Source organism: Halorientalis salina (assembly GCF_005049285.1).
Lineage (GTDB): Archaea > Halobacteriota > Halobacteria > Halobacteriales > Haloarculaceae > Halorientalis > Halorientalis salina.
The window spans coordinates 148,171-173,997 of record NZ_SOSC01000006.1 but is presented as its reverse complement, the minus strand read 5'-3'; the positions used below and the strand labels follow the sequence as shown (position 1 = coordinate 173,997).

Annotated in this window: 27 protein-coding genes, 1 tRNA gene and 1 pseudogene; 18 read left to right on the top strand and 11 right to left on the bottom strand. The window is 65.5% G+C overall.

What is annotated here, in order from left to right:
- Nucleotides 1-121 precede the first annotated feature (121 nt).
- From E2481_RS12785 to E2481_RS12770, 4 genes and pseudogenes are all read right to left on the bottom strand, one after another.
- Entirely contained in the window at nucleotides 122-1,324 is a 1,203-nt protein-coding gene (locus E2481_RS12785; RefSeq protein WP_136717540.1) for a CBS domain-containing protein, read from the bottom strand.
- A gap of 123 nt (nucleotides 1,325-1,447) precedes the next feature.
- A pseudogene (locus E2481_RS12780) lies at nucleotides 1,448-1,561 on the bottom strand (RidA family protein); the annotation flags it as partial.
- 38 nt (nucleotides 1,562-1,599) lie between these two features.
- Complete coding sequence (locus tag E2481_RS12775; RefSeq protein WP_136717539.1) at nucleotides 1,600-1,920, bottom strand: DUF5783 family protein; 321 nt, start codon at nucleotides 1,918-1,920, stop codon at nucleotides 1,600-1,602.
- Nucleotides 1,921-1,966: 46 nt separating this feature from the next.
- A complete protein-coding gene (locus E2481_RS12770) occupies nucleotides 1,967-2,278 on the bottom strand; it encodes a hypothetical protein (protein WP_136717538.1) in 312 nt (103 codons plus the stop codon).
- Between the two features lie 218 nt (nucleotides 2,279-2,496).
- Between E2481_RS12770 and E2481_RS12765 the strand changes: the two genes are divergently transcribed.
- The 7 genes from E2481_RS12765 (at nucleotide 2,497) to E2481_RS12735 (ending at nucleotide 9,621) form a co-directional block, all read left to right on the top strand.
- Nucleotides 2,497-3,549, top strand: a complete 1,053-nt coding sequence (locus E2481_RS12765) for a metal ABC transporter substrate-binding protein (protein ID WP_136717537.1) — start codon at nucleotides 2,497-2,499, stop codon at nucleotides 3,547-3,549.
- Complete coding sequence (locus E2481_RS12760; protein ID WP_136717536.1) at nucleotides 3,531-4,295, top strand: metal ABC transporter ATP-binding protein; 765 nt, start codon at nucleotides 3,531-3,533, stop codon at nucleotides 4,293-4,295. Before E2481_RS12765 ends, E2481_RS12760 begins: the two co-directional genes overlap by 19 nt.
- Nucleotides 4,295-5,305, top strand: a complete 1,011-nt coding sequence (locus E2481_RS12755) for a metal ABC transporter permease (RefSeq protein WP_136717535.1) — start codon at nucleotides 4,295-4,297, stop codon at nucleotides 5,303-5,305. Before E2481_RS12760 ends, E2481_RS12755 begins: the two co-directional genes overlap by 1 nt.
- A 99-nt stretch (nucleotides 5,306-5,404) precedes the next feature.
- Nucleotides 5,405-6,592 carry an MFS transporter gene (locus tag E2481_RS12750; protein ID WP_136717534.1) on the top strand — a complete coding sequence of 396 codons (1,188 nt, stop codon included), beginning with the start codon at nucleotides 5,405-5,407 and terminating at the stop codon, nucleotides 6,590-6,592.
- A gap of 1,051 nt (nucleotides 6,593-7,643) precedes the next feature.
- Nucleotides 7,644-8,150 (top strand): TRAM domain-containing protein, encoded by a 507-nt coding sequence (locus tag E2481_RS12745; RefSeq protein WP_136717533.1) that lies wholly within the window; start codon nucleotides 7,644-7,646, stop codon nucleotides 8,148-8,150.
- Between the two features lie 152 nt (nucleotides 8,151-8,302).
- Entirely contained in the window at nucleotides 8,303-8,776 is a 474-nt protein-coding gene (locus tag E2481_RS12740; protein WP_136717532.1) for a Tfx family DNA-binding protein, read from the top strand.
- Nucleotides 8,777-8,835: 59 nt separating this feature from the next.
- Nucleotides 8,836-9,621: an SDR family oxidoreductase gene (locus tag E2481_RS12735; RefSeq protein ID WP_136717531.1), complete on the top strand. Its 786-nt coding sequence runs from the start codon at nucleotides 8,836-8,838 to the stop codon at nucleotides 9,619-9,621.
- On the opposite strand, the gene E2481_RS12730 is transcribed toward E2481_RS12735, so the two are convergent.
- Both E2481_RS12730 and E2481_RS12725 read right to left on the bottom strand, forming a co-directional pair.
- Complete coding sequence (locus E2481_RS12730; RefSeq protein ID WP_136717530.1) at nucleotides 9,618-10,616, bottom strand: mannose-1-phosphate guanylyltransferase; 999 nt, start codon at nucleotides 10,614-10,616, stop codon at nucleotides 9,618-9,620. The two genes, E2481_RS12735 and E2481_RS12730, sit on opposite strands and share 4 nt — an antisense overlap.
- A gap of 30 nt (nucleotides 10,617-10,646) precedes the next feature.
- Complete coding sequence (locus tag E2481_RS12725) at nucleotides 10,647-10,928, bottom strand: DUF7091 family protein (protein ID WP_136717529.1); 282 nt, start codon at nucleotides 10,926-10,928, stop codon at nucleotides 10,647-10,649.
- Nucleotides 10,929-11,071: 143 nt separating this feature from the next.
- On the opposite strand from E2481_RS12725, the gene E2481_RS12720 reads away from it, so the two are divergent.
- The 5 genes from E2481_RS12720 (at nucleotide 11,072) to E2481_RS12700 (ending at nucleotide 15,869) form a co-directional block, all read left to right on the top strand.
- The gene (locus tag E2481_RS12720; RefSeq protein WP_136717528.1) at nucleotides 11,072-12,118 is read left to right on the top strand and encodes a hypothetical protein; all 1,047 of its coding nucleotides are present in this window, start codon (nucleotides 11,072-11,074) and stop codon (nucleotides 12,116-12,118) included.
- A gap of 106 nt (nucleotides 12,119-12,224) precedes the next feature.
- Nucleotides 12,225-13,604 (top strand): twin-arginine translocation signal domain-containing protein, encoded by a 1,380-nt coding sequence (locus E2481_RS12715; RefSeq protein ID WP_136717527.1) that lies wholly within the window; start codon nucleotides 12,225-12,227, stop codon nucleotides 13,602-13,604.
- A 132-nt stretch (nucleotides 13,605-13,736) separates the two neighbouring features.
- Nucleotides 13,737-14,675 (top strand): replication factor A, encoded by a 939-nt coding sequence (locus E2481_RS12710; RefSeq protein WP_136717526.1) that lies wholly within the window; start codon nucleotides 13,737-13,739, stop codon nucleotides 14,673-14,675.
- Nucleotides 14,676-15,329 carry an RPA family protein gene (locus E2481_RS12705; RefSeq protein WP_136717525.1) on the top strand — a complete coding sequence of 218 codons (654 nt, stop codon included), beginning with the start codon at nucleotides 14,676-14,678 and terminating at the stop codon, nucleotides 15,327-15,329. It abuts the gene before it with no gap.
- 99 nt (nucleotides 15,330-15,428) lie between these two features.
- Nucleotides 15,429-15,869 (top strand): CopG family transcriptional regulator, encoded by a 441-nt coding sequence (locus tag E2481_RS12700; RefSeq protein ID WP_136717524.1) that lies wholly within the window; start codon nucleotides 15,429-15,431, stop codon nucleotides 15,867-15,869.
- Here E2481_RS12700 and E2481_RS12695 read toward each other — a convergent pair.
- Nucleotides 15,862-16,317 carry a DUF5814 domain-containing protein gene (locus tag E2481_RS12695; RefSeq protein ID WP_136717523.1) on the bottom strand — a complete coding sequence of 152 codons (456 nt, stop codon included), beginning with the start codon at nucleotides 16,315-16,317 and terminating at the stop codon, nucleotides 15,862-15,864. The two genes, E2481_RS12700 and E2481_RS12695, sit on opposite strands and share 8 nt — an antisense overlap.
- Nucleotides 16,318-16,453: 136 nt before the next feature.
- On the opposite strand from E2481_RS12695, the gene E2481_RS12690 reads away from it, so the two are divergent.
- The 3 genes from E2481_RS12690 to E2481_RS12680 all read left to right on the top strand — a co-directional run bounded on the left by E2481_RS12690 (nucleotide 16,454) and on the right by E2481_RS12680 (nucleotide 18,281).
- Nucleotides 16,454-16,526: transfer RNA gene (locus E2481_RS12690), tRNA-His, on the top strand.
- Nucleotides 16,527-16,626: 100 nt separating this feature from the next.
- Entirely contained in the window at nucleotides 16,627-17,517 is an 891-nt protein-coding gene (locus E2481_RS12685; protein ID WP_136717522.1) for an HNH endonuclease, read from the top strand.
- 38 nt (nucleotides 17,518-17,555) lie between these two features.
- On the top strand, nucleotides 17,556-18,281 hold the full coding sequence (locus E2481_RS12680; protein ID WP_136717521.1) for a competence/damage-inducible protein A: 726 nt from the start codon (nucleotides 17,556-17,558) through the stop codon (nucleotides 18,279-18,281).
- Here E2481_RS12680 and E2481_RS12675 read toward each other — a convergent pair.
- Nucleotides 18,278-19,537: a CBS domain-containing protein gene (locus E2481_RS12675; protein WP_136717520.1), complete on the bottom strand. Its 1,260-nt coding sequence runs from the start codon at nucleotides 19,535-19,537 to the stop codon at nucleotides 18,278-18,280. The two genes, E2481_RS12680 and E2481_RS12675, sit on opposite strands and share 4 nt — an antisense overlap.
- Nucleotides 19,538-19,633: 96 nt before the next feature.
- On the opposite strand from E2481_RS12675, the gene E2481_RS12670 reads away from it, so the two are divergent.
- Nucleotides 19,634-20,017 (top strand): cupin domain-containing protein, encoded by a 384-nt coding sequence (locus E2481_RS12670; protein WP_136717519.1) that lies wholly within the window; start codon nucleotides 19,634-19,636, stop codon nucleotides 20,015-20,017.
- Here E2481_RS12670 and E2481_RS12665 read toward each other — a convergent pair.
- The 3 genes from E2481_RS12665 to E2481_RS12655 form a co-directional block, all read right to left on the bottom strand.
- Nucleotides 19,999-20,637, bottom strand: a complete 639-nt coding sequence (locus tag E2481_RS12665; RefSeq protein WP_136717518.1) for a hypothetical protein — start codon at nucleotides 20,635-20,637, stop codon at nucleotides 19,999-20,001. The two genes, E2481_RS12670 and E2481_RS12665, sit on opposite strands and share 19 nt — an antisense overlap.
- A gap of 99 nt (nucleotides 20,638-20,736) precedes the next feature.
- A complete protein-coding gene (locus E2481_RS12660) occupies nucleotides 20,737-20,994 on the bottom strand; it encodes a type II toxin-antitoxin system HicA family toxin (RefSeq protein WP_136717517.1) in 258 nt (85 codons plus the stop codon).
- A 3-nt stretch (nucleotides 20,995-20,997) separates the two neighbouring features.
- Entirely contained in the window at nucleotides 20,998-21,270 is a 273-nt protein-coding gene (locus E2481_RS12655) for a type II toxin-antitoxin system HicB family antitoxin (protein ID WP_136717516.1), read from the bottom strand.
- Between the two features lie 409 nt (nucleotides 21,271-21,679).
- On the opposite strand from E2481_RS12655, the gene E2481_RS12650 reads away from it, so the two are divergent.
- Nucleotides 21,680-23,788, top strand: coding sequence for a DEAD/DEAH box helicase (locus tag E2481_RS12650; protein ID WP_136717515.1), 2,109 nt, complete (start codon nucleotides 21,680-21,682; stop codon nucleotides 23,786-23,788).
- Nucleotides 23,789-23,837: 49 nt separating this feature from the next.
- The gene (locus E2481_RS12645; RefSeq protein WP_136717514.1) at nucleotides 23,838-25,745 is read left to right on the top strand and encodes a hypothetical protein; all 1,908 of its coding nucleotides are present in this window, start codon (nucleotides 23,838-23,840) and stop codon (nucleotides 25,743-25,745) included.
- Nucleotides 25,746-25,827 lie beyond the last annotated feature (82 nt).

Genomic DNA, 25,827 nt, shown 5'->3' with positions numbered 1-25,827 from the left:
CGACACTCACCCCCATAATAACAACACGCTCAGCCTTCAACCCTCGAAAACCTGCCATACTGATGTCCGGTGTTCTCCCTCGAACGAGCCGTCGCGCTGTCCGCTCCTCAAACCGGCTTCATCACCCGCCGAGCCACCAGCCGTAGAGCTCTTCTTGCTCCGCTTCGCTCGGATGCTTCTTCGATTGGCCGTAGGTCTTCCCTTTGAGCAGTTGGCGTTCGACCGTGTTCGCGGCGAGACGGAGTGCATGCGTCGCGCCGTAGCCCTCGCCGTCGGCGGTGAAGTAGCCCCGATCAGTGACCAGTCGAATCCGTGCCAGCACCAGCGGCACACCCCGGGATTGCTCCGTGTGCTCGTTCAGTTCGACACTGGCCTTGATGACGCTCATATCGCCGTATTTCGAGGTCACGCTCTCGATCATCGTCGACACGTCGTCCCTGCTCAGCCCCTCGAACTGATCGAGACCGGACACCTGCACGTCGCGCTGGTCCTCCTGCTCCCAGGTGAGCGCCTCGATGACGTCCGTCTTCGTGATGATACCGACCGGTTCGTCGGTTTCGTCGGCCGTGACGACGAGCGATGAGATCTCCTGCTCGAACATCGTCTCGACCACCTCGTCGAGCGGCGCGCTTCGCCGGACCGTCGCAACTGTCTCGGACATCAGGTTCTCCACCGGCAGGTCGAGCATCCGGTCCGAGTCACCCTCGCGCGCACCGTGGCCACCCTGGCTTTGCCCACCGCGACCACCGGGGCTGTCCGACGACCCACCCTGGCTCCTCGTTCCGCCCCGTGTCGTGAACTCGATGACGTCGTACAGACTCACCATTCCCACGAGGTCACCATCGTCGACGACCGGGAGGTGTGCGATACGGGCTTTACGAAGCGTATTGAGGGCTTTGCCGATCGTGGTCTCGGGAGTCACGCTGCGCAACTCCGTCGAGTAGGCATCGTCGACGGTCACGGCGTCGAGGAACTCACGGACTGCTTCGAGGATCGCATCTGCGGTCACCACACCGACGACACGGTCGCCATCGAGCACGGGGAGCGTTTTGGCGTCGCTGCCGATCATGAGCCGTGCGACCTCGCGGACGTCCTCGGTTCGGTCGACAGTCGGGACGTGTTGCACCTGCGTGCCGACCTTCGCCGAGGGCTGGTTCGAGGAGGAAGCTAGCTGGCGGCGGCTGACGACGCCGCGGTACTCCTCGCCGTCCATTACGACGACGGCATCGAGTTCCTGATTCTCGAACGCACCGCCGACCTTCGAGAGCGGTGTGTCGATGTCGAACTCGGTGAACTTCGTCGAGAGAATCTCGGAGATATCCATCAGTATCTCTTTAGCTGGAGGACCGCTGGACGGTTATGTTTATTTCACTATATAGAAACTAATCCAAGCTTACCTGTTTGCTACAGGCCATTTTGTAACTCCCGTGATTCGACGGTCGTCGTGCTCGTCGGTCGCAGTGGTTCCCGAGACGTGGACGGTGTCGCCGGCCCTGACCGCTCGCGAGTAGCCCACCTCGTCCTCCCAGTCGGTGCCGGTCGAAACCAGTCGCCGCTGCATGTCGGCAGTGCAACCGCGAGCTGGAAGAAGCTACGGGCTCAGCGCCCGAAGCCGAAGATGGCCCGGTGTTCTTTCTCCAGTTCCTCGACGTACCGTTCCAGTATCTCGTCGAACTTCTCCTCGCCGACGACGACGCCTTCCATCCGGTCGTAGGGATCTTCTGGAAGGTCGATGCGGAACTCGCCGTCGCCCTCGTACATCGGTTCGCTCTCGTTCAGGACGAACTGGTCGATGGCGTGGATGAGTTCCGAGTCGTAGCGGTCGTTCATCCGGTTGAAGGCGTTCTTGTACGCCTGCTGGAGCTCGGTGAAGTAGTTCGCGTACTTGTCCTCGAACAGCTCGGGATCGAAGTCGGCCATTAGGAGAACTCTCGGGGAGTGTCGACAAAAGTCGGACGGTCGCGGCCTACCGCTCGTCGTCGGGCTCCGAGTCCGTGGCGTCGGTGTCGAACACGGCCCGTTGTGGGATGCCAAAGCCCCGCTCCGGCAGCGCGAAGACGTACAGCCCGATCCCGACGACGAACGCGAAACCCATCGCTCCCAGGACCGTCAACAGCACTCGGGAGTCGAGCAGCGTCGCTGGCGTCACGGACCCGGGCACGACCGTCGAGAGGATCACGCCCAGTATCAGCATGGTGAACATGACGCCGAAGGCGAACCCTGCACCGAAGATGAGACGCTCGCGTTCGACCGTCTCGTCGGGATTCGGATGACTCATCGCTCCCAGATAGCCCCCCAGCCGGGAAAACCTTGATGGCCGCCCCTCGACCGCCCTCTATCGCTCGTGGCGCTGCCGGCGGCGGTTTCGACCGCTCTCACCCCATCGTACAGCCGACAGGCCAGTGCCACGGCCGGCCGGATTCGCCGTGGATTAGATTAGTCTAATTCTATAGTTAGCCCGGAACATACAAATACCGGAAGGCATCTAATCCACCCATGACGAACGATACGCCTCGGTCGAAGCAGGGGCGGCTGGTGTCGCGCAGACGCGCGCTCACTGCCGGCTCCGGACTCGTCGCGGCCGGTCTCGCTGGTTGTCTGGGTGACGCCGGCGGGCGCTCGGACGGGCCCGTCGTCGCTGCCTCCTTCTTCAGTTTCTACGACTTCGCCCGGAACGTCGCGGCGGACACGCCCGTTCGGGTCGACAACCTGGTCCCGACCGGCCTGCACGGCCACGGCTGGGAACCGAACGCGACCATCACGCGGGACGTCATCGAAGCGGACGCGTTCCTTCACGTCGGCGCTGACTTCCAGCCGTGGGCCGACCGGGTGATCCGGACCCTGCGGGACGACGACATCGACACGCAACTCATCAACGCCCGCGAGGGGATCGAACTGGCCTCGCTCGCCGCCAGCCTCGACCGCGACGAGGAGGGCGTGGGCACAAACAGGGGGCGTGATCCTCACTTCTGGCTCGACCCGCAGCGAGCCAAACAGTCCGTCACCAACATCACCGAGGGCCTCGTCGACCTCGCGCCGGACCACGAGTCGACGCTGCGTGACAACGCCGAGACCTACAGGACCGAGGTCCTCGACCGCATCGACGCCGATTACCGGGCGATCTTCGACGCGGCTGACCGCGACGTGGTGCAACTGGCCGCGCACAACGCTTTCCAGTACATCGGCCTGCGGTACGACGTGCGAATGCGGCCGCTCGTGGTCAACCTCGCGGCGAGCGGCGACGTCAAGCCCTCGGACATCACCGAGGCCAAGCGCGTCATCGAGGACAACGACATCGAGTACATCGGGGCCGGGGTGTTCGAGACGCGGCGACCCGCCCGGCAGTTGATCGCCGAGACGCCGGTCGAGGCGTACTTCCCGGTGACCCCCTACGCCGGCGTCCGCGAGGCGTGGGTCGACGAGGAGTGGGGCTACGAGGAGATCGCGTACAACGTCAACATGCCGACCTTCGAGGTCGTCCTCGGGAACAAAGCCCCCGAGGCGGTCGGTCCCGACGGGTGGGCGGCCGAATGGAGGAACTTCCAGTGAGTTCCCACGAGGGAAACTCGGTCGTCGAACTCGCCGACGTGACCTTCGGCTACACGGCGACGCCGGTCGTTTCGGATATCTCGCTGTCGATCGATCCGAGCGAATACGTCGCCATTGTCGGCCCGAACGGGTCGGGGAAGTCGACGCTCATGAAACTCGCGCTCGGGTTGCTCCGGCCGGACTCGGGGGCTGCTCGGCTGTTCGGCGAACCCTCGCACGCGTTCGACGACGGTGCCCGCCTGGGCTACGTCGCCCAGCACGCCAGCGCCGCGACGGAGATGCCCATCACCGTCCGCGAGGTGGTGAAGATGGGACGGTTCCCGCACGTCGGCTTCGGCCGCCTCGGGGCCGAGGACTGGCAAATCGTCGACGAGGCGCTGGAGACGGTCGGGATGGCCGACTTCGCGGACCGGGCGGTTACCCGGCTCTCCGGCGGCCAGCGACAGCGCGCGTTCATCGCCCGGGCGCTCGCCGGGGAGGCCGACCTGCTCGTGCTCGACGAGCCGACGGTCGGCGTCGACGCCGAGTCGGTCGAGGCCTTCTACGACCTGCTGGCCGCCCTCAACGCGTCGGGGATCACCGTCCTGCTCATCGAACACGACCTGGGTGCGGTCACCGACCACGCCGACCGGGTGGTCTGTCTCAACCGCGAGGTGTACTTCGACGGCCCGACCGCCGAGTTCGTCGAGAGCGACGCCCTCGCCCGTGCCTTCGGCACTGCCGGAACCATCGTGGGTGAGACCTGATGTCGAATCCCGTTACGGGGCCCCTGCAGACGGGAGTGCTGGACGCCGTCCTGGCCCCGCTGTACTTCCTGCTCGAGTTCTGGACCCTGGGAATGGACCTGCTCTTTCGGCTCACCGGCCTGGAACTGCTCCAGTACCAGTTCATGCACCGGGCGATCCTGGTGGGGCTCTGTATCGGCGTGATGGCGCCGCTCATCGGGACCTTCCTCGTCCACCGCCAGCTGGCGCTCATCGGCGACGCGCTCGCCCACACCGCCTTCGCCGGGGTCGCAATCGGCCTGTTCGTCAACGGCGTCTTCGAACTCGGCGTCTCGCCGTACCTGTCTGCGGTGGTCGTGGCGGTGATCGCGGCGTTGTCCATCGAACTCATCTCCGAGGTGACCGACGCCTACAACGACGTGTCGATGGCGATCGTCCTCTCGACGGGCTTTGCCCTGGGCTCGACGCTCATCAGCCTCAACGCCGGCGGGCTCGCCGTCGGGATCGACCAGTACCTCTTCGGAAACCTCTCGACGGTCTCGGCCGAGAACGCGGCCATCCTGCTCGTGCTGTTCGGCCTCGTCGTCGCCACCGTGGCGATCACCCGCAACCAGTTGCTGTACGTCACCTTCGACGAGACTGCGGCGGCCGTCTCGGGTCTCCCGGTGAACTGGTACAACCGGCTCATGGTCATGCTCACCGCGCTGGTCGTCGTCGGCGCGATGCAGATCATGGGCGTCATCCTCGTCGCCGCGATGCTGGTCGTGCCCGTCGCCGGTGCGGCCCAGGTCGCCCGGAGTTTCGGCGAGTCGCTGCTGGTCTCGGTCGTCCTCGCGGAACTGGCCGTCCTGCTCGGCATCGGCCTCTCGTATTACGGCGAGGCGACCGCCGGCGGCGTCATCGTCCTCGTCGCGGTCGCCATCTACATCGCCTGCGTCGCTCTCGGGAAACTCCTGATGGCCCGCGACGACGGCTCCACGCCGGAGACCGGCGGTATCGAGGCCGGGGACGCCGAACCGACTGCGGACTGACTCGCGTCGGTCGCCGTCGCTGTGCCGTCTAAAATCAACTAGCTGACAGTGTCAGCTGAACACGATACGTTTACCCTCGCCAGTCGGTGAGGGGAATTGATGGCAACCGAGTCGCAGTCGGTGACCGGGTCGCGGAGTTGGCGATCGGTCGCGGCCGTCGCTGGCTGGCAGACGACCGCGAGCCTCTGTTATTACACCATCTTCGCCGCGACCGGGTTCCTCCGCGACGCCTTTTCGCTGTCGGAATCGCTCGTCGGCGTCTTCCTCACTGCTGCCCTGCTGGGCTACACTCTCCTGCTGTTCCCGAGCGGTGCGGCAGTCGACGGCCTCGGCGAGAAGCGACTGATGACCGTCGGACTCGTCGCGCTGGCCGTCGCGACCGTCGGCGTCTCGCTGGCTCCGACCTTCGGGGCCTTGCTCGTCGCCGGCGCGCTCCTCGGCGGGGCGTACTCGACGGCGATGCCGTCCTCGAACCGCGCCGTCGTCGCCAGCGCGCCGCCCGGCCGTCAGGGCCTCGCGATGGGGCTGAAGCAGGTCGGCGTCACTGCGGGCAGCGGCGCGGCCTCGCTCCTCGTGACCGGCGTGGCCGCCGTCGCCGCCTGGCAGATCGGCTTCTGGGTCGTCGCGGTGCTGGCGGGGGGCTACGCGGTCGGGTTCCTCGCCCTCTACGACGGGTCACGCGGCAGCGGCGAGTTCTCCCTCCCGGACCTCTCGGGCCTCCGGGCCAACCGGGCGTACGTCCTGCTCGTCGCGTCCGGCCTCTTCATCGGTGCCTCCATCTTCTCGATGCTCGGCTACACCGTGCTCTACGTGGACGACGTGGTGGGTGCGGGTGCCACCGCCGGCGGGGTCGTCCTCGCGGTGACGCAGGTCACGGGCAGCGTCGGCCGGATCGGTGCCGGGAACCTCGCGGACCGTCTCGGCGGCGCGACCGGTGCGGCCACCGTCGCGCTCGGCCAGACTGCCCTCGCGGCCGTGCTCTTCGCCGCTATCGCCAGTCGGGCCTGGTCACTCCCGGCCGCCGTCCTGCTGTTCGCCGGCCTCGGGGTCTCCATCCACGGGTCGACAGGCGTCTTCTACTCCTGTCTCTCCGAACTCGTCGCCGCCGACGACATCGGCGGGGCGACGGCCGGCGGCCAGACCGCGATCAACGTCGGCGGTCTCCTCGCCCCGCCGCTGTTCGGCCTGCTGGTCGAGACGAACGGGTACGGACTCGGCTGGGCACTGCTCGCCGCCACGACCCTCGCCGCCGCCGGACTGTTGCTTGCGGTGCGTCTCCGGACCTAACTACCCGATTCCCCAGTCGCTCCCACGACCCCGCACCGACTATTTCGTATCGCCGTATCTGGTTTATCGACTGCGACAGGACGAATTCCCCTAAACTGAACTGAGGGCCGCAAGAACGCGCTGCAGCCGCTGATATCGCCGGCTCGTTGCCTCTGCGACTGTGGCCAGTTCTGTCGACGACTCGTCTGTCCGGAATCGTCGTGCCGAGCGCGTGTCCTCCGCTGTCGCTCGGCTCGACGGGGTCGTCGAGATCCGCCCCTCGTTCGGTCGCCGTGGGTGGGCAACCAAATCGCCCTCTCCAGGCAGACCCCGCTTTCCGGCAGCGTCGGTGTGGGTCGAGGCAGGGCTTGGACTTTCGATCGCGCGAGCGCCCGCGAAGATCGGTCGTTCCGTCCGATTAGTCTGGTGGATCGGCTGCTGTCCGAACCGGCCGAAATCGGTGCGCTCGTGCCAGCCAGCTCGTGCCACTGCACATCCCGCTGTCGCCAACGCAGTGGTCCCGGTAGCTGTGCCCGTTCGTGACCGTCGTCTGGAACTGCCACGGATATCCCCGGCTGCTCGTCACGTGCAGTCTCCGGTTCCAAGCGACCGAGCGAATGCCGGGCCGGGGCGACGGTGTTAGTGGTCCTCGGCGTTCCGTGCCGTCTCGGTCCGCTCGGCGTGACGCGCTGGTTCTGCAGACTGGCCGTGTCGTCTCACCGACCGCGCCGAAGCCGTGATGCTGGTGTCGTGGTCTGCTGTGGTTCTCGTTCACGTGGCTCGCGGTACCGTGGTTGTCCTGTCGCTCCGCCCTCTCTCATCTGAACCCTCTCAAACGGCGTATTCGGCGAATTTATCGGTGATCTGGGTCTGTCGGACGGATCGGGACAGAGTCGGGAATAAACCGGTAATCGCTATATTGAATCGACGACTGGGCGTTTGCCTCACCTTGCGATCGTCGGTCCGAGTGGGCGGTTTTCGGCGGCTTCCGTCGGTGAGGCCGGTTCGTCGGGGAGCACGCGGGGAAAGCGGTGTCGTAAGCGTTTACTTCGCGCTCTGAGTAAGACTGTGCATGCCGGACTGTCCACTCGCGGATGATTGCCCCAGCTTCTCCGAACGGGTCCAGGGCATGGGCTGTCAGCACTACGGTGACCGGGGCGGTGCCGAGTGGTGTCAGCATTACAACCAGCCGATCCGCGACCTGAAAGAACAACCTGTCCAGCAGGGACAGGAAGTCGTCGTGACCGTCGAAGACATCCACGAGAGCGGTGCCGGGGTCGGCCGCACCGAGGACGGCTTCATCGTGATGGTCGACGGCGTATTGCCGGAGGCACGCTCGCGAGTGAAGATCACGCGCGTCCACTCCAACCACGCCAAGGCCGAAGAGGTCGAGCGACTTCCGTTGGAAGAGGAGGAGGCCGAAGAGGCCGACGACGCCGAGGCCGACGACAGCGAGGCCGACGACGGCGACGAAGCGGCCGAAACCGACGAGGACGAGGAAGACGGAGACGAGGAGTCGGACACGGTGACGAAAGAGGATCCACGGCTGGGAAGCCGGGACAACTTCTGGGGAAGCTGAGACGACATCGGCCCGGAGACGGGTCGAACTACCGGCAGGACTGCCGGACCGCGGTGGACACGACGCGTTTGAGGGTGGCCGGGTGGACGATGGCTTTTTCGCGCGGGCGATTCAATCCTGACGAGAGCGGACGCGAGACGTACATTACAGCAATGACCGATGACATCGATGTCGACGACGTGTTAGACCGGGCCGGGTTCGACGCGGAGACGAACGTTCTGACCAGGCGCCAGGCCGAGGTGCTCGCGCTCCGGGAGCGCGGGCTGGCCCAGGCCGAGATCGCCGACCGACTGGGGACGTCACGCGCGAACGTCTCCAGCGTCGAGGCCAGTGCGCGGGACAACGTCGAGAAGGCGCGCGAAACGGTCGCGTTCTCGGAAGCCCTGCACGCGCCGGTTCGCGTCGTCCTCGAACCGGGCACGGATCTGTACGACGTGCCGGCCCGGGTGTTCGACCGCTGCGACGAGGCGGGCGTGAAGGTGAGCTACACCGCCCCGGACCTGATGAAACTCGTCAGCGACGCGGCCGGGAACGCCGTCACGGGCCGCAACGTCGAGGAGGAACTGTTCGTCGGCGTCACCAGCGACGGCGAGGTCCGGGTCCGCCGACAGCCCAGTTCGGAGTGACCGGGCAGGAAGTCGCTCGAACGTGGAGGTTTTAGGGGCCGGCACGCCTCGATTAGGGCATGGATCTGGGACTCGACGGCAATGCGGCACTGTGTACGGCAGCCAGCAGCGGCCTCGGCTTCGCCTGCGCCGAGGCCTTCGCCGAGGAAGACGCGGACGTGGCCATCTGTGGCCGTGACGAGGAGCGCCTCGCCGACGCCCGGGAGGCGTTGGCCGACATCGGCTCTGGCGACGTACTCGCGGTCCAAGCGGACGTCACCGAGAAAGATGCCCCCGAAGGATTCGTCGACGAGACGGTCGAGGCGTTCGGCGGACTGGACCACGTGGTGACGAGCGCGGGCGGCCCGCCGAGCGGCCCCTTCCTCGACACCGACGACGAGGACTGGCAGCACGCCTACGACCTGCTCGTGATGAGCGTCGTCCGGGCGACTCGGGCGGCCTACCCCCACCTGAAGGCGGGCGACGGCGGCACCATCGTCAACATCACCTCCCGATCGGTCCAGGAGGTCATCGACGGCCTGGTTCTCTCGAACTCGGTGCGGCGGGCGGTCATCGGCCTCATGAAGACCCAGGCGCGGGAGTTCGCGCCCGAGGTGCGCACCAATGCGGTCCTGCCGGGCGCACACGAGACGAGTCGCATCGAGGAACTCATCGAGCAGTCGGTCGACCGCGGCGAGTTCGCGGACTACGAGGAAGGCAGGGAGGACTGGTCCGAGGGGGTGCCCCTGGAGCGCGTCGGTGACCCCGAGGAACTCGGCGAGGCGGTCGCGTGGCTCTCCAGCGACGCGGCGAGTTACGTCAACGGTGCAGCGGTGCCGGTCGACGGCGGCAGTCTGCGGAGCTAAAAGCGGTTTTCCTCGCGCAACCGGGCGACGATTTCCCTGACGCGCTGAGCCTCGCGTTTGGGCAGGACGAGCGTGCGGTCGCCGTAACTGGCGATCACGAGGTCTGAGACGCCGACGGCGCTGACGTGGCCGTCGGTGGCGACGATGCAGTCCTCGGCGTCTTTCAGGAGTGCGTCGCCGACGGCGACGTTCCCGTCCTCGTCGGCGTCGAGCACGCGCTCGAAGGCGTCCCACGAGCCCAGGTCGTCCCACTCGAACGTGGCGGGGACGAGGTACGCGCGGCGGGTCCCTTCGAGGACGGCGTAGTCGATGCTGACGGGATCGGTGGCCTCGAACCCCTGTTCGGGATTTCCGTCGTCGAGCGCTTCGACCAGCGGTTCGAGGGCGGTCTGGCGAGCGGCCGACAGCAGGGCGTTGGGCGTCCAGGCGAAGATCCCAGCGTTCCAGTAGTAGCCCTCCTCGACGTACCGGCGGGCGGTCTCGGCGTCGGGTTTCTCGACGAACTCGTCGACGGTGTAGTAGCCGTCGCGGTGCTCGCCGGGCCTGACGTAGCCGTACCCGGTGGCGGGACGCGTCGGCTCGACGCCGACGGTGACGAGCCCCCCCGTTTCGACTGCGGCGGTCGCCGCCGTTTCCATCGTCGACGCGAACTCACCGCTGACGTGATGGTCGCTCGGCAGACAGCAGAGCACGCACTCGCCGACCTGTTCGCGGATGCGATGGGCGGCGTAGACCAGCGCTGGCCCGGTGTCTTTGGGTTCGGGTTCGGTGAGGACGCCGGCGTTGGGGGCGTGATTCCGAACGTCGTCGGCGAAGGCGGGTCGCGTGAGGACGTACACCTCGTCGGCGAACTCGGCGCGGTCGACGGTAGCGGCGAGTAGCGACTGATCGTCGTCGAACTCGAGGAACTGCTTGGGTCTGTCGCTGCGGCTGGCGGGGTAGAGGCGGGTTCCGGTGCCGCCGGCGAGGACGACCGCGACGAGCGGGCGGTCCATGCAGGCCTCACGAACGCCGACGGGAAAAGCCTACCAGGTTTCGACGGTCCCCTCGCGGATGTCCTCGACGCAGCCCCGGCAGTCCTGGTGGTCGGCGTCGAAACAGGTCGGGCGGGCCTGCTCGTCGAGCGAAACCGCCCGACGCTCGGCGTAGCGCCGGCAGACGATCCTCGCCCGCCCCGCCTCGTCCTGGGGCAGGTCGGCGAGCGCGCTCCGCTTTGCGTCGCTGTAGGCCCGTTTGGCCGCCTCGACCTGCTGGCTGGCCGACCGGACCGTCGTCCGAAGGAAGCGGTGGAGACGCCCCTGATCCATGCTATCACCGTCGCGCTACCGCCACAAAGGTCCGTCGCTCGGTTCCGTTCCGTCGGTTTCGACCGATTTTGAAGAGAAACTGTCGCGGCGAATTCGACTTTCGCATGACAAGTATAATATTATTGTAGCGATATCGGTGATTCATGGAAGGGAACAGAACTTCGCGGCGAGACGTGCTACGGACCGGTGCGGCGCTTTCGGGGCTCGCTGTAACGGCGAGTCTGTCGGGTTGTTCGCAACTGAACTCGCTACTCGGTGGCGGTACCGGCACGGGACAGGTGAAGAAGCTCCCGGAGGACACCGCGATGGCGGTTTCGATCGACGTCGATGCGATCCTCGAAGACGACGGGACCAAGGATATCGTCAACGCCTCGATCGAAGCACAGGCCGCACAGGCCGAGCAGAGCTACTACGGCGAGTACAACGGGCCGGAGGACTTCGACGAGGCGCTCTCGCAATTCGAGGACGAGTACGACCTCGACCCGACGGAGGTCGACCTCGGGACGATGTTCTTCGACTACAACGATTACGGCAGCGCCGACAGCGAGTACGCGGGCTTCGTGTTCAAGTCCGGCTGGTCAGAGGACGACATCGTCGACGCCATCGAGGAGGACGGGAGCGAACTCGACGAGGACGAGTACAACGGCAAGACCATCTACGAGGGCGAGAGCGACTACAACCCGACGTTCATGGGCGTCCTGGGCGACAACGAGTACGTCGTCGGCAGCGAGGACGCCGTCGAGGACACCATCGACGTTCGGACCGACGGCGGCGACAAGATGGACGAGGAACTCCGCAACGGCTTCACCTCGACGAAGGGGTCGGCACCGCTTCGGTTCGTCAGCGAAATCCCCGAGGAGAGCTTCGACGACGAGTACGGCTACGGTGAGAACTCGGTCGACCTCGAAGGGTTCGACGAGGCGGTCTGGGTCGCGGGCTCGGTCTATACCGACGGCGACACCCGCGGCGTGGACGTGACGATCAAAGCCGACGAGGAAGGCGCGGCCGAAGACATGGGCGACACCATCGAGGCGATCATCACGCTCGGGAGCGATCAGATGCCGGATGGCGACCTGGCCGACGAAATCGACGAAATCGAGGTCGAGCAAAACGGCAAGAAAGTCACCATCAACTACGAGACCACGGTCGACGACATCACCGGCATGATCGAGGACGCCTACGAGAACTGATCCCGCTCGCGTCGTTGATCACAGCGCGCTGAAGGCCGCTTTTTTCAGTCACCACGGCCCGAGATACGTGGCGAAAAACTAACATTCTGGAGCCGATAGGTTCGGTATGGCTTCGCACGAACCCTCCAGACGTGACGTACTGCGGACCGGCGCTGCCCTGTCGGGCCTCGCGACGCTCGGGAGTCTCGCCGGTTGTGCGGGACTGCTGAACTCCGAGAACCCCGGGACGGGCGAGGACCTGACCGGCGTCCCGGAATCGGCCGACGCGGCGGCACACGCCGACGCGGCCGCGGTCATCGACGACGACGGAACCCGGAGCGTCGTCGACGCGATGCTCGGCGTCCAGGCCGAGAAATCCTGGTACAGCGGCCCCGAGGACTTCGAGGGGATGCTCTCGGACTTCGAGGCCGAAACCGGGCTCGACCCGGACGGCGTCGAGACGGTGACGCCGTTTTTCGCGTGGCGCTCCGATTCGAGTTACGGGAGCGCCAGTCGGGAGTTCTACGGCATGCTGTTCGAGGCCGACTGGGACGAGGACGCGGTGGTCGACTCGCTCGAAGACTCCTACTACGACTTCGAGGAGACCGACCACGCGGACCGACCGGTCTACGAACCCGAGTACGAACACGGGAACTGGATCGGCGTCGTCGCCGACGGCGAGTACGTCATCGGCTCGGAAGATGCCGTCAAGGACGCCATCGACGTCGAACACGGCGACGAGGACGCGATGGACGAGAACCTCAGGACTGCCTACGCCGACGCCCGGTCCGGACCGGTCGCGTTCGTCGGCACGGTCCCGACCGATCAGTTGCCCGACACTTCCGGCCCGGACGACGAATTCGACCTGACGACTCTCGACGACGTGGAGACGGTCGCGGGCGCGGTCTACGAAAACGGGGACAACCGCGGCGTCGAGACGACGTTCGCCGCCGAGGACGAGGACACGGCCGAGGACCTGGCGTCCCTGCTCGACGGGCTGTTCGCGTTCGCGAGCGACCAGGCCGGTGACGGAGCCCTCGGTTCGGAACTGGACGCCGTCGAAGTCGGCCAGGACGGGACGGACGTGGTCGTCTCCTACGAGGCGGCGGTCGCGGAGCTGGTGGATGTCGTCGAGGAGGCGATGGCGTCGGACTCGGGCGGTGGCCGGGCGGTCGAAACGCCACAGGTGGCCTTCTCCTTCGAGTACGAGGCAACCGGCGACGGCACTGGGACGGTCGCCATCACACACGACGGCGGCGACACCGTCCGCCAGTCAGAACTCTACGTCCGGGGGACTGGCTTCGCGGACGTCTCCGGGGTCGACATGACCGCCGGCGGGCAGTGGGCCGGGTCGACGAACAGGGATCTCGACGACGGCCCTGCCGTGGTCGCTGGCGACAGGGTCACGCTCGGCGTCGAATCCGACGGCGAGTTGCGCGTCATCTACGAGGCAAGTGACGGGGACACGTCCGCGACCCTCGCGGCCTGGGAAGGACCGGACGCGTAACGGGGACGGTTCCGAAACCGTGGCGGAGTCCTGCGGTTTTCCACTTTCGCCCCGCCGGGCGAGCCTTTATATTTGAAGGCGACCAACCGTGGCTTGCCTCCCATTGAAAACGACGCGGAGGCAGTGAGAGCAATGACAGATTTGCGTACCCAAGCGGAAGAGATACACGAGCAGTTTTCCGACCAGTTGGAGATTTCAGTCGACGACGTCGCGGAGCGACTGGACACGCTGGTCAACGAATACAAGGTGCCCGCCGACGAGGCGCGCCGGAGCGTCACCAGCACGTACCTGGACGAGGCGGGCATGGAGCGCGAGGACATCTCGGGCGGCGGCGGTGACGGCAACGAACGCAAGCAGATCAGCGAGGTCGACGCGCCCGAAGAGTGGATCGACCTCACGGCCAAGGTCATCGAACTGTGGGACGCCGACAGCGACGCCGTCGCACAGGTCGGCCTGCTGGGCGACCCCACCGGAACCATCAAGTTCACGAAGTGGTCGAAATCGGACCTCCAGGACCTCGAAGAGGGCCAGGTCTACGACCTGCGCAACGTCGTGACCGACGAGTACCAGGGCCGATTCTCCGTGAAGCTGAACCGGACCACAGTGATAGAGGAGTCCGAGGACGACATCGAGGTCGGCGACGACGACGCGACCGTCGAGGGCGCGCTGGTCGACATCCAGAGCGGCAGCGGCCTCATCAAGCGCTGTCCCGAGGAGGACTGTACGCGCGTGTTGCAGAACGGCCGCTGTTCGGAACACGGCGAAGCGGAAGGCGAGTTCGACCTCCGCATCAAGGGCGTGCTCGACGACGGCAACGACGTTCACGAGGTCATCTTCGACAAGGAGGCCACCGAGGAGTTCACCGGGATCACCCTGGAGGAGGCCAAGGAGATGGCCATGGACGCGCTGGACACGACCGTCGTGGCCGACCAGATGCGCAAGGAGACCCTCGGGAAGTACTACCGCGTGAGCGGACCCACGTTCAGGCGGTACGTGCTGGCCGACGAAGTCGAGGAACTGGACGGCGCGGTAGATGCCGAAGCAACCCTGATCAAAGCGAGGTCGATCTAAATGGCAGCAGTTCCAACCCGAGAGGTCGCCCGGCGCGTGTTCGCACGCGAGTTCAACGACGCTGGTTACACGTTCAAGGAATCCGACGACGAGCGCGCGCCCGTCTACCTCCTGCTCCCGACGGGCGAGCGAGCCAACCGGATCTTCGTCGTCGGCACCCTCACCGAGACCGAGGACGTGGGCGAGGACAGCGAGTACTGGCAGGGACGGGTCGTCGACCCGAACGGTGACACGTTCTTCATGTACGCCGGGCAGTACCAGCCCGACGCCGCCTCGATGCTGCGGGAACTCGAACCGCCGGCGTATGTCGCGGTCGTCGGCAAACCGCGGACCTACGAGACCGACGACGGCGAAGTGAACGTCTCCGTGCGACCGGAATCCATCACGACGGTCGACGAGGCCACGCGGGACCGCTGGGTCGTCGAGACCGCCGAGCGGACCATCGAGCGCCTCCAGCGGTTCGACGCCGCAGACGAGGGGGACGACGAACCGGCCGTACCGTCGGCGGACGGCGACGCCGCCGTCGCCAACGAGTACGTCCAGATGGCCCGCGAGGAGTACGACCTGCCGGTCGAGAACTACCGACGGGCGGTCGTCGAGGCGCTGGAGAGTCTGGAGACGACCGACGACGCGGACGTCGCCGCCGACGCCTGACTGGCCTCGCTCTCGGGCCGGGTCCCCGCACCCTAATCGCCCGACGTGAGAGTGTCTGACAAACCGTTAAGTAGGTGTAGTGACCAATGTGTCACTACGATGGGCAACAAAAACAAGACGATCTCCTTTCGCGTGAGCCAGGAGAAGTTCGAGACGCTCCGCGAAATCGCAGAACAGCGGGACCTCTCGCTGTCTGCGGTCTTCCGCGATTACGTGGATCTGCTCGTTGCCCACGACGGCCAGGTCGAGGTCGTCCCCGAACACGAGGTCAACGAGCGGTCGAGCGACGAGACGAGTTTCCCGCCGAAAGTCGAAGTCCCGAAGAGCTTCGTCCGCGAACACGAGCGGCTGGAACTCGAAGCCGAACACCTGCGCGAACAGCTCGAAGAACACAAACGCTACGTGACCAAACTCCGCCAGGAACTCGACGAACACGAGGGTGGCGAGGAGGTCATCCAGCTCGAAGACTTAGACGAAGGCGAGGAGGAAGACGACTCCCCCTATCGGATCGGCAGCGGCTTCGACGACGGGTCTATCTGACCAGATTCCCCTTCGTCTCGCCGGCTCGCCGCGCCATCTCCTCGTTGCCCTCCACCTCGGCCAGCGACTCGACTGCTTCTAACGTGCGGACCGAATTGTCCAGAAACGAAAGGATGTCGCCGGGATAGGCGTAGAGCATGTAGTCGTCGCCCATCACGTCGACGATGGCGTCCGGCCCCAGACCCTGCTCGCGGAGTTCCAGCAGGTAGGAGATGAACTTCTCCTCGGGATGGCCACAGTGGGGATTGGCCTGACAGTCACAGTCCATGAAGTCCTCGGCGAAGTCCAGCACCCGGTCCTGGGTGGTCTCGTCGAGTTTCGCGAGGTTCTCGCCCTGGAAGAGCAGGTCGAGCGTCGCACCGGAGAAGGCCCCCTTCGGGATCGACGTCTCCAGCTGGGAGGCGATCTGCCGGTGGTTCTTGACGTAAATCTTGTCCGTGATGGCCACGCTTGCCACCTCATACGCGCTCTCGGGGGAAAAACGTCTCGAAACTGGTGTGTGAGATAGTGTCGCGCCGGTGTACGGAGTCGTAACGTATTTCAGGTCCAGGCGAATTAGGTTGCAATGTAACAACGCAAGCGTGTCCGGGTTGGGGTAGTGGACTATCCTTCAGCCTTGTGGAGGCTGAGACGCGGGTTCAATTCTCGCACCTGGACTTACACTTTCACATTCTTTAGGTATACCTGATCGGTCTAGTTTTACTTTCGCTCTGCGTGGACCGAATTAATGCCACTACGAATCGTGGGTTAATCATAGATGGCGGAACACGAGTGTCCCACCTGTGGATGGGTGTTCGATACCCGAGAGGTACTCCGGACCCACCGAAACTCCATTCATGCCGCACAGCTTTCCAATGGCGAGTGCAAAAAATGTGAGCGAGAATTCTACAGCGACCATCAGAATACATACTGTTCCGAGGAGTGCCGTGAAGCCGCAACTTCCTGCGCAGGCAAACAGAATCCGAACTATCGGGGAGGGAAGACAGCGACAGAATGTGACATCTGCGATGTCGAATTCGAGTACTATCCGTCGGAAAAAGCAGGGCTCTATTGCCCGGACTGCGTCGAAAACGGACAATGGCGGGACCCACCAGTTCTTGAGGGTGAAAACCACCCCTGCTGGAACGGTGGGAAAACCGAACTCGATTGCGCAATCTGCGGTGAAGCTATCTCACGCTATCCAAGCAATGTCACTGGGGAGGTAACACTCTGTAGCGACGACTGCCGGAGCGAGTGGCTCTCCGAGGCGTTCACGGGCGAGGGGCATCCAAACTGGGAAGGTGGCGGAAACGGTGCGTACGGCAAAGGCTGGGCCGAGACGCGCAGGCGGGCACTCGAACGGGACGACTACGAGTGCCAAATTTGTGGGAAAGCGAAGGCCGAGGTCGGCCGCAATCCGGACGTCCACCACATCGTGCCGGTCCGACTATTTGCCGAGGCGGACGGATTCAGGAAGACGGATGCTCACTTCCTCGAAAACGTTGTCTCGCTCTGTGTCGAGTGCCACCGGAGGGCCGATTTTGGCCTGATCCCGAAAGCCCGACTGCTTGCTTGTGTCCCTGCCGGCGTCCGATTCGGACCGCACAGCGGAGGGTTGCCGTGTCCTGTCGTGGTTGGCGGTGGGGTCCGTCGCGGGACGTTCTCGTAGGACAATCCCTAATTACGTGCCGCCCGTGGACTCGACAGATGCAGGTCGCACTCCTGACGGTCGGTGACGAACTGCTGGCCGGCGATACGGTGAACACGAACGCCACCTGGCTGGCCGACCGCCTCTCGGAACGCGGGGTCTCGGTCCAGCGGGTTCTCGTGGTCCCGGACGATCGCGAGGACATCGCCGAGAACGTCCGGACCTACAGCGAGGCCTACGACGCGGTCGTCGTCACCGGCGGACTCGGGGGCACGCCCGACGACGTTACGATGGCCGCGGTTGCGGACGCGTTCGACCGCGAGTTGGCCGTCGACGACCTCGCGTTCGCCGAGGTCGAGGAGACGCTGGCGGCCATCGCGGAGAGCTATCCGGACCTGGACATCGACGCCGAGACTGAGGCGACCATTCCGGCGGGGAGTCGCCCGCTACTCAATCGCGGCGGGCTCTCGCCGGGGTGCGTCGTCGAGAACGTCTACGTGCTGCCGGGGATTCCCGACGAGATGAAGACGATGTTCGAGGCCGTCGAGGAGGAGTTCGAGGGCGACGCCGTCTCGGAGTTCCTCTACACCGAGCGCCCGGAGGGGAACCTCGTCGACGTGCTGACCGAGGCCGGCAAGGAGTTCGACGTCTCGGTTGGGTGTTACCCCGACCGGTCGGCGGGGCACAATCGGCTGAAGGTGACCGGTGACGACCCCGAAGAGGTCGAGGCGGCCATCGAGTGGCTGATCGACGAGACGGGCGCGAGCGAGGAGCCGCTCGACTAGAACCGGCCGTCGGGCTGGCTGGCCGGGGACTCGGCGTCGAGGTCCTCGTCGTCGGGGCGGCCGCGGTAGGCCCCGCTCTGTTTGATGATGGTGAGCGCGGTCATGATGTCCGAGCGGGTGATGAGGCCGCGGAACTCGCCGGTTTCGTCCATGACGAGCAGGCGGCCCACGCTGTTTTGCTGGAGCGTCGTCAGCGCGTCCATCACGTCGGTGTCCGGACCGACCGTCTTCAGATCGGTGGTCATGATCTCGTCGACGCGGAAGGCGTCGCGTTCGACCTCCTTGACTTCGAGCGCGTCGTCGAGCGCGACGAGGCCGACGACTTCGCCGTCTCGCGGGTCGCTCGGCTCCCCGCTCGCTCTATCCGAGTCGCGACGCGACTCGCCGTTTTCCATGACCGGATAGCCGGTGTGGCGTTCGCGGAACATCCGCTCTAAGAGCGCGGCGACGCTGGTGTCGGGTGCGACGGTCTGGACCTGCTCGACCGGGGTCATGATGTCGCCGACGGTGACGCCCTCGAAGGCGGCGCGCATGACCGTCTGCTGGGCCTCGCTGGATGCTCCGATGTAGATGAAGAAGGCGATGGCGACCAGGAAGAGGCCGCCGCCGCCGAACAGGCCGAAGAGTCCGAGCAGGATGGCGAAGAACTTGCCGACCTCGGCGGCCCACTGGGTGGCTTTCGCGTAGGGGACCCGGGAGGCCAGCAGCGCCCGGAGGACGCGGCCGCCGTCCATCGGGAAGCCCGGGAGCATGTTGAACGCGGCCAGCGCGAGGTTCATCAGCGCCAGATACCCCAGCAGGAACTTGACGGCCGGCAGGCTGGCTGGCGTCCCGAGGAAGGCCAGATAGGAGCCGACGCCGAGGCCGACGCTTACGATGGGGCCGGCGACGGCGATGGCGAGTTCCTGCTTCCAGTCTTCGGGCATCTCGGTGAGCTGGGCGACGCCGCCGAACAGCCACAGCGTGATCGAGGCGATGGGGAACCCGAATCGCATGGCGACCAGCGAGTGGCCCAGTTCGTGGAGGACGACGCCGACGAACAGGCCCACCGCGGCGACGATACCGAGGACGACGGTCGTCTCGGGGTCGGCCAATGCGTCGACCGGGATCGCCGCGCTCCAGGTGTCGTTCAAGATTCCGACCCACTGGCCGACCTGCGCGCCGATGAGCCACGCGAAGAGCGGGAGCACCAGCAGGAAGGTCAGGTCGAGCTTGATCGGGATGCCGAACAGACTCCCGATCCGGAAACTTTGCATGTGCAAGCCTACGGATGGCGGACTCTTAAGCCCGTGTTTGGCGGTCGGTCTCCGGGGTGTCGCTGGCTCTTTAGTCCCGCGCTCCCTCGCTGGTGTATGAGCGAACCGACAGAGCCGACAGCGGTGATCCGAGACGCCGAGGACGTCGAGTACGAGGACGTGGGAGCGGCCGACGGCGTCCGGAAGGGCGTCCTCATCAACGAGGACCACGGCGCACCCAACCTGGCGATTCGCCGCTTCACGCTCGCACCCGGCGGCGAAATCCCGAAACACACCAACGAGATCGAACACGAGCAGTACGTGCTGGCCGGGGAGTACACGGTGGGGATAGAAGACGAAGAGCACACGGTCTCGGCCGGCGATTCGCTGTTCATTCCTGCCGAGACTGTCCACTGGTACCGCAACGAAGGCGAGGAGGAAGGTTCGTTCATCTGTGCGGTGCCGACGGGCGACGACGAGATTCAGTTAGCCGAGGACTGATCGACGACCCTGCCGGTCACTTTGATGGGGACGATCACGGCGAGGGCGATGGCGATAGCCCACGCCCAGATCGGAAGGAGTACGCCGAGCATCTGGTCCAGGATCCAATTGACGGCGACGAGACTCACGAACGCGATGAGGATGCCGAGCGTTGCTAACGGGGTTTGGAGTTCCCGTCTTCGAAGGGAGTCACCGCCGATACCGAGGAGGGCCAGCCCACTGATCCCGAGAAACCCCTTGACCGCGAGCCCAAACATCGCAAGGGGTCCGCCACCAATTTTGCCGGTCCGCAGCTGGTAGTACGAGCCGTCGTCTCGAACGTAGTAGACGTTCTCCTGATCGCCAACGTACTCGAACTCCGGCGGTTTCTGCTCGGGGTCAGTGACGATCGCCTCGTCGTCCGGCGCGTTCCGAGCGTCTCGAAAGACTGCTCGTGCCTCCGGTGAGAGGTCGTCAGACGCGAGCGGTCTCGAATCGTTGGGAACGGTGTCGTTCGACACGCGCTCGACGGAGTGGTAGTACTCCACCTGCCCTGCGTTCGGAAACGCGACGAATGCACCGATGACGGCCCCTAGCCCGACGACACAGAGCACGAAGGCGGGAAACAGGTCCCAGTCCATCGGCCTAACTCTTCTGACAGTGAGCTAAGTGCTTTCTGCCTGTGGTGTGCTAACAGAAAGTGGTGGTGGGAACGATGGCAATCAAACGTTGCGATGGGATCACGAATGCCGGTCGATCCACGCACAGAAGGCCTGGAAGTCGTCTGCACCCGCGTCGTCAGCGATGTCACGTAACGTCCCGATACTGATCGAATCGTGGGCCGGGACCGTAACGATCCGTGGATCTGTGTCGTCGTGATCGGTTGGCGGGTCCCAGCGGAGAATCAGGTGATCGCCGGTCGTCCGGATGTGGCGAAAGCCACCGACGTTGACGAGAACCTTGTACACGTCCTCACCGGAGAAATCTCGCGTGACCATCCGTTACTTGAGGACGTCTGGAAGCTCGCCGCCCTGCGACCGCGCCGTCTCCGGGTCTACGCCCAACTCCCGTAACTCCTCGTCGGTGGGTTCGTGGCCGCCGTCACCAGTTACTGCGTCGACGACAGCATCCAGGCTCTCTAAGGCTGCCTCTCGTGTTTCCCCCTGCGCGCTGATTTCGACCCGGAGATCGCGCGCTGTCCACTGCCCGTTCGGGTTTTCGAGCAACTTGATCTCTCGTTGCCCATCGTCGTCACCAGTGTCAGCGCGAGCCATACGCGGGTGATTGGTCTGCAGGGAGTAAACGCTTCGGGAGCGTAGTGTACGGAGGCGAATCGTGGCTCTCCGAGCGCTGGAAAATTGCACGACTACGCCCCCGAACGTGTCGCAGCAGGTCAACACGTTGTTCCGCCACAGAACGGCGACGGCGAGATCCGACTGGCCGAGGAGTAACCGTCTCGGCTCATCGGGACTCGAACAGCCTGATCCTACTGCCGATAACGAGGCAGACGACGCCGGGAGTACAGCGGAGACCGACGAGAAAGAACACACGCGCGGTCGAGCGTTGACTCATCGTGTCTGTCGGTATCACCGATTGACAAGTGTCGTCTTGTCCTGTTTGCGTCACCTCGGTGCTCGCCGAACTTCCGAGCGCTTGAAATAGCACGATTACATACCACTGATCGTGTCACAGCAGGTCGCGCAGGTCGACACGTTGTTCCTCCACGAGGTCGGCGACGACTACCGGGCGGTCATCGAGCGGGACGGACAGCGGCTGTTCCAGGCCGTCCTCGAACTCAAGGAGACCAGCGCCGGGCCGCGCCCGGGCAAGTTCCGCATCAAGGAGGGGACCAGCGAGGAGCCGCGCAATCCCGACGAGTTCGTCGACATCGCCCGCCGTGCGACCCGCATCCGCATCTCCCAGCAGACCTCCTCGCATGGCCGCGAGGAACTCCGTGAGATGCTCGACGCCTATCAGTTGGACGCGAAGGTCGTCCGGACCTGTCGCCACTGCGCCAGCGACGGGAAGTACTCCCCGATCACCTCGGAGACGGCCATCGAGGCCGACGACGAGTCCATCTGCCCGGACTGTGCCAGCCAGGAACTCGACCGCCAACTGGCCATGCGCGGGGAGATGAGCGCGGGCGCACGCGACCGCCTGGAGGAACTCCTCTTCGACGTGCAGGACTTAGAACGTATCACGAACCTGCTCTCGGGGCAACTCGACCCCGACCTCACCAAGTTCGACGAGATCAGCGCGACGCTCGACGAGGTCGACCCCGTTCGGGTCGACTCGCTGTCGATGCACCCCGGCATCCAGTCGAAGATCGAAGGCCGGTTCGAGGAACTGCTCCCAGTCCAGAGCCTCGCCGTCGAGAACGGTGCCCTCGGCGGCAAAGATCAGCTCGTGGTGAGCGCCACTGCGACAGGAAAGACGCTCATCGGCGAGATGGCCGGGCTCGACCGCGTGCTCAACGGCGAGGGGAAGATGCTCTTTCTCGTGCCCCTCGTTGCGCTGGCCAACCAGAAACACGAGGCCTTCGAGGAGCGCTACGGCGACATCGCCGACGTGACGATCCGAGTCGGGGCCAGCCGCATCAACGACGACGGCAACCGTTTCTCCCCGGACGCCGACATCATCGTCGGTACCTACGAAGGTATCGACCACGCGCTCCGGACCGGGAAGGACCTGGGCGATATCGGGACGGTCGTCATCGACGAGGTCCACACCCTCGGCGAGGACGAGCGCGGGCATCGCCTGGACGGGCTGATCTCTCGGTTGAAGTACTACTGCGAGCAGCGCGGGACGACGAAGTCGTCCCGGAACGAGCGAGCGGGCGAAGCCCGCGAGCAAAACTCTTCGGGCGGCGACGCCCACAGCGAGACGCAGTGGATCTACCTCTCGGCGACCGTCGGCAATCCCGGCAACCTGGCGGAGAAGCTCAGGGCCCAACTCATCGAGTTCGAGGAGCGCCCGGTCCCCATCGAGCGTCACGTCACGTTCGCCGACGGCCGCGAGAAGATCGAGACCGAGAAGAAACTGGTCAAGCGCGCGTTCGACCAGAAATCCTCAAAAGGGTATCGTGGGCAGACGATCATCTTCACGAACTCCCGGCGGCGGTGTCACGAGATCAGCCGGCAGTTGCAGTACTCCTCGGCCCCCTACCACGCGGGGCTGGACTACAAGCGGCGCAAACGCGTCGAATCCGACTTCGCCGACCAGGACCTGGCGGCGGTCGTGACGACGGCGGCGCTGGCGGCGGGTGTGGACTTCCCGGCCTCGCAGGTCATCTTCGACTCGCTGGCGATGGGCATCGAGTGGCTCACGGTCCAGGAGTTCAGCCAGATGCTCGGCCGCGCCGGGCGACCGGACTACCACGACAAGGGGACCGTCTACCTGCTGGTGGAACCGGACTGTTCGTATCACAACAGCATGGAGATGACCGAGGACGAGGTGGCCTTCAAGCTCCTGAAAGGCGAGATGGAGCCGGTGGTCACCCGGTACGACGAGGCCTCCGCGGTCGAGGAGACGCTGGCGAACGTCACCGTCGCGGGGAAGGGCGCGAAGCGACTCAACGACCGGATGGTCGGCGAGGTGCCGACGAAACACGCGATCGCCAAACTGCTCGAATACGAGTTCATCGACGGTCTCGACCCCACGCCGATGGGCCGAGCAGTGACGAGACACTTCCTCGCTCCCGGTGACGCGTTCCTGATGCTCGACGGGATCCGGAAGGGGAAAGACCCGAGGGGCATCGTCGCGGACATGGAGCTGAAAGACGAGGATCAGTAGCGCTGTTGCCGCCCAAAGACCTATTCTCGCGGCGTGCAGTGCCTACGCTATGGGGCTGTTCGATTCGGTTCGCGGGCTGCTCGACGACGAGGAGTCGGCGGACCCGAGCGACGAGTTGTCGGCTGCTGCAGGAACCGTACCGCGACTCGACGTGCGGGATCCGACGCCGATGGACTTCCGGAACAAGGCGGTCGACGCCGTCGGAGCGTGGGCGGAGTGCGACCTGGATTACTCGGCCGAATCGCTGGAACGACTCGACGCGTTCGCCCGGAAACAGGGGGCCAGACTCGACGTGATACGCGAGGACAGCGACGACGGGGGCGAACGTGTCGCGGACATGCACACGGGCTTTACCATCCGCGCGGGCAGCTATCTCGGCGAGGTACTCGTCCGCGAGTTCGACGGGGAGTGGACCGAGGACGGCGACCACTGGGCGGTCACCGTGCCGACCGGCGAGGAGGCACGGACCGTCGACGTGTTCGAGGTCGCGAGCCACGCCTTCGCCGAGGAACCCGTGTTCACCGACCTCGCCGCACAACTGGGCGCGGACCTCGGCGAGGACGACGAGGCCGAGGCGGCCGACGAGGACGTGAACCTGCGGCCGGACTTTCGCCCGGACGCCGAGGAGTTCGCGGCCTTCTGGGACGCCTACGACCTGGATTTCTCGGCGGTCTCGCTCGCGCGGCTGGACGTACTCGTCGAGAGCGAGTGGGCCGACGACGAGTTCGACGGGGTCGAAGCCGGCGGCGAGGACATGGACTCGAAGATGTACACGGAACTGCTCAAGCAACTCGGCTGTTACTACGGCGAGGTGCTGGTCCGTGAACTCGACGCCGAGTGGACCCGCCGAAGCGACGCGGTCGTTGTCGTCGTCCCGGGTGCCGAGGGCGAGAGCGATATTACTGTCCCGGTTTTCGACGTCGCCGAGGTGGCGCTGACCGGAAGCCGGTCGTTCGCACACGCCATCACCGCTGTCGCCGAAGACGCCGGTCGGGAGGCGCCAGCCGTTCCGACACGGGAACCGGACCGACCGGCGGGAGACGATTCCCTCGACGGGATTCCGGACGACGAACCGGCCGATGCCACGCAGGCACCGGACGTTCCCGTGGACGACTCCCCTGCTACTGGAGGGTCGACCGACGAGTCGCCTGACGAGAACGCGGAACGGTCGGAATCGCTGTCGCCCGCCGAAATCGTGGGCATCGACGACGGCGGTGAGGCCTCGTCCGCCGACACCGGTCTGTCTGAAACGACAAGTACGGACGCGACCGCTCTCGAGGAGGAACCGCCTGCAGCGGTCGGTTCCGGCGACGACGCGGCCACGGACCCCGCCGACGAGTCGGTCGAACCCCCGACCGGTGGGTCGAACGCGTCGGCGACCGACGAGTCCGACTCGGAACCCGAGTCTGACGGGCCGACGGGGTCGATGGACGACGTGATCCCGCACGCGGACGGCAGTGACGAGACGACAGAATCGGCGGACGACTCCGGGGGAGACGACTCGGAACCGGAAGCGCTGGACCTCGACGACGGAACGGGAACTGACGAGGGACTGACGCCCGACGGGATTCAGGAGGACGCGGTGGCGTTCGCAGCGACGTGGCCGGGTCAGGACCTGGACTTCTCGCCGGAATCGCTGGAGCGACTCGACGCGCTCGTCGCCGAGGAGTATTCCGCCGAGGACGTACCGGACGTGGACCTCCCGGCGGCGAACGCGGCGGATTCGGGCTACCTGGCCGCGCGCGTCGTCGAGGCGGGCGGGTACTTCGCGGAGGTGCTCCGGCGGACGGTCGGCGGGCGCTGGCACGAGGGCGAGGAGGGACTGGTGTTCGTCGCTAACGGGCAGTCGGGCGAGGCCCGGTTCGACCCGGCGGCGGTGGCGACGGACTGTTTCCGCGGTGAGGACTCCTTTGCGGCGCGATACGCAGTCATTCGGAGTCAAATCGCCCCGTCCTGACCGGTCCCGCAGCGCCCGGACGCCAGGCCCGACGTGTCGTCGGGGTGAGTCAGGCGGTGGCGTGGTCGGTTCGCAACGAAAC

Excerpts from the sequence above, each read along its gene's own strand:
- E2481_RS12785 (WP_136717540.1), bottom strand. The coding sequence starts at position 1,324 with ATGGATATCTCCGAGATTCTCTCGACGAAGTTCACCGAGTTCGACATC.
- E2481_RS12775 (WP_136717539.1), bottom strand. The coding sequence starts at position 1,920 with ATGGCCGACTTCGATCCCGAGCTGTTCGAGGACAAGTACGCGAACTAC.
- E2481_RS12770 (WP_136717538.1), bottom strand. The coding sequence starts at position 2,278 with ATGAGTCATCCGAATCCCGACGAGACGGTCGAACGCGAGCGTCTCATC.
- E2481_RS12765 (WP_136717537.1), top strand. The coding sequence starts at position 2,497 with ATGACGAACGATACGCCTCGGTCGAAGCAGGGGCGGCTGGTGTCGCGC.
- E2481_RS12760 (WP_136717536.1), top strand. The coding sequence starts at position 3,531 with ATGGAGGAACTTCCAGTGAGTTCCCACGAGGGAAACTCGGTCGTCGAA.
- E2481_RS12755 (WP_136717535.1), top strand. The coding sequence starts at position 4,295 with ATGTCGAATCCCGTTACGGGGCCCCTGCAGACGGGAGTGCTGGACGCC.
- E2481_RS12750 (WP_136717534.1), top strand. The coding sequence starts at position 5,405 with ATGGCAACCGAGTCGCAGTCGGTGACCGGGTCGCGGAGTTGGCGATCG.
- E2481_RS12745 (WP_136717533.1), top strand. The coding sequence starts at position 7,644 with ATGCCGGACTGTCCACTCGCGGATGATTGCCCCAGCTTCTCCGAACGG.
- E2481_RS12740 (WP_136717532.1), top strand. The coding sequence starts at position 8,303 with ATGACCGATGACATCGATGTCGACGACGTGTTAGACCGGGCCGGGTTC.
- E2481_RS12735 (WP_136717531.1), top strand. The coding sequence starts at position 8,836 with ATGGATCTGGGACTCGACGGCAATGCGGCACTGTGTACGGCAGCCAGC.
- E2481_RS12730 (WP_136717530.1), bottom strand. The coding sequence starts at position 10,616 with ATGGACCGCCCGCTCGTCGCGGTCGTCCTCGCCGGCGGCACCGGAACC.
- E2481_RS12725 (WP_136717529.1), bottom strand. The coding sequence starts at position 10,928 with ATGGATCAGGGGCGTCTCCACCGCTTCCTTCGGACGACGGTCCGGTCG.
- E2481_RS12720 (WP_136717528.1), top strand. The coding sequence starts at position 11,072 with ATGGAAGGGAACAGAACTTCGCGGCGAGACGTGCTACGGACCGGTGCG.
- E2481_RS12715 (WP_136717527.1), top strand. The coding sequence starts at position 12,225 with ATGGCTTCGCACGAACCCTCCAGACGTGACGTACTGCGGACCGGCGCT.
- E2481_RS12710 (WP_136717526.1), top strand. The coding sequence starts at position 13,737 with ATGACAGATTTGCGTACCCAAGCGGAAGAGATACACGAGCAGTTTTCC.
- E2481_RS12705 (WP_136717525.1), top strand. The coding sequence starts at position 14,676 with ATGGCAGCAGTTCCAACCCGAGAGGTCGCCCGGCGCGTGTTCGCACGC.
- E2481_RS12700 (WP_136717524.1), top strand. The coding sequence starts at position 15,429 with ATGGGCAACAAAAACAAGACGATCTCCTTTCGCGTGAGCCAGGAGAAG.
- E2481_RS12685 (WP_136717522.1), top strand. The coding sequence starts at position 16,627 with ATGGCGGAACACGAGTGTCCCACCTGTGGATGGGTGTTCGATACCCGA.
- E2481_RS12680 (WP_136717521.1), top strand. The coding sequence starts at position 17,556 with ATGCAGGTCGCACTCCTGACGGTCGGTGACGAACTGCTGGCCGGCGAT.
- E2481_RS12675 (WP_136717520.1), bottom strand. The coding sequence starts at position 19,537 with ATGCAAAGTTTCCGGATCGGGAGTCTGTTCGGCATCCCGATCAAGCTC.
- E2481_RS12670 (WP_136717519.1), top strand. The coding sequence starts at position 19,634 with ATGAGCGAACCGACAGAGCCGACAGCGGTGATCCGAGACGCCGAGGAC.
- E2481_RS12665 (WP_136717518.1), bottom strand. The coding sequence starts at position 20,637 with ATGGACTGGGACCTGTTTCCCGCCTTCGTGCTCTGTGTCGTCGGGCTA.
- E2481_RS12660 (WP_136717517.1), bottom strand. The coding sequence starts at position 20,994 with ATGGTCACGCGAGATTTCTCCGGTGAGGACGTGTACAAGGTTCTCGTC.
- E2481_RS12655 (WP_136717516.1), bottom strand. The coding sequence starts at position 21,270 with ATGGCTCGCGCTGACACTGGTGACGACGATGGGCAACGAGAGATCAAG.
- E2481_RS12645 (WP_136717514.1), top strand. The coding sequence starts at position 23,838 with ATGGGGCTGTTCGATTCGGTTCGCGGGCTGCTCGACGACGAGGAGTCG.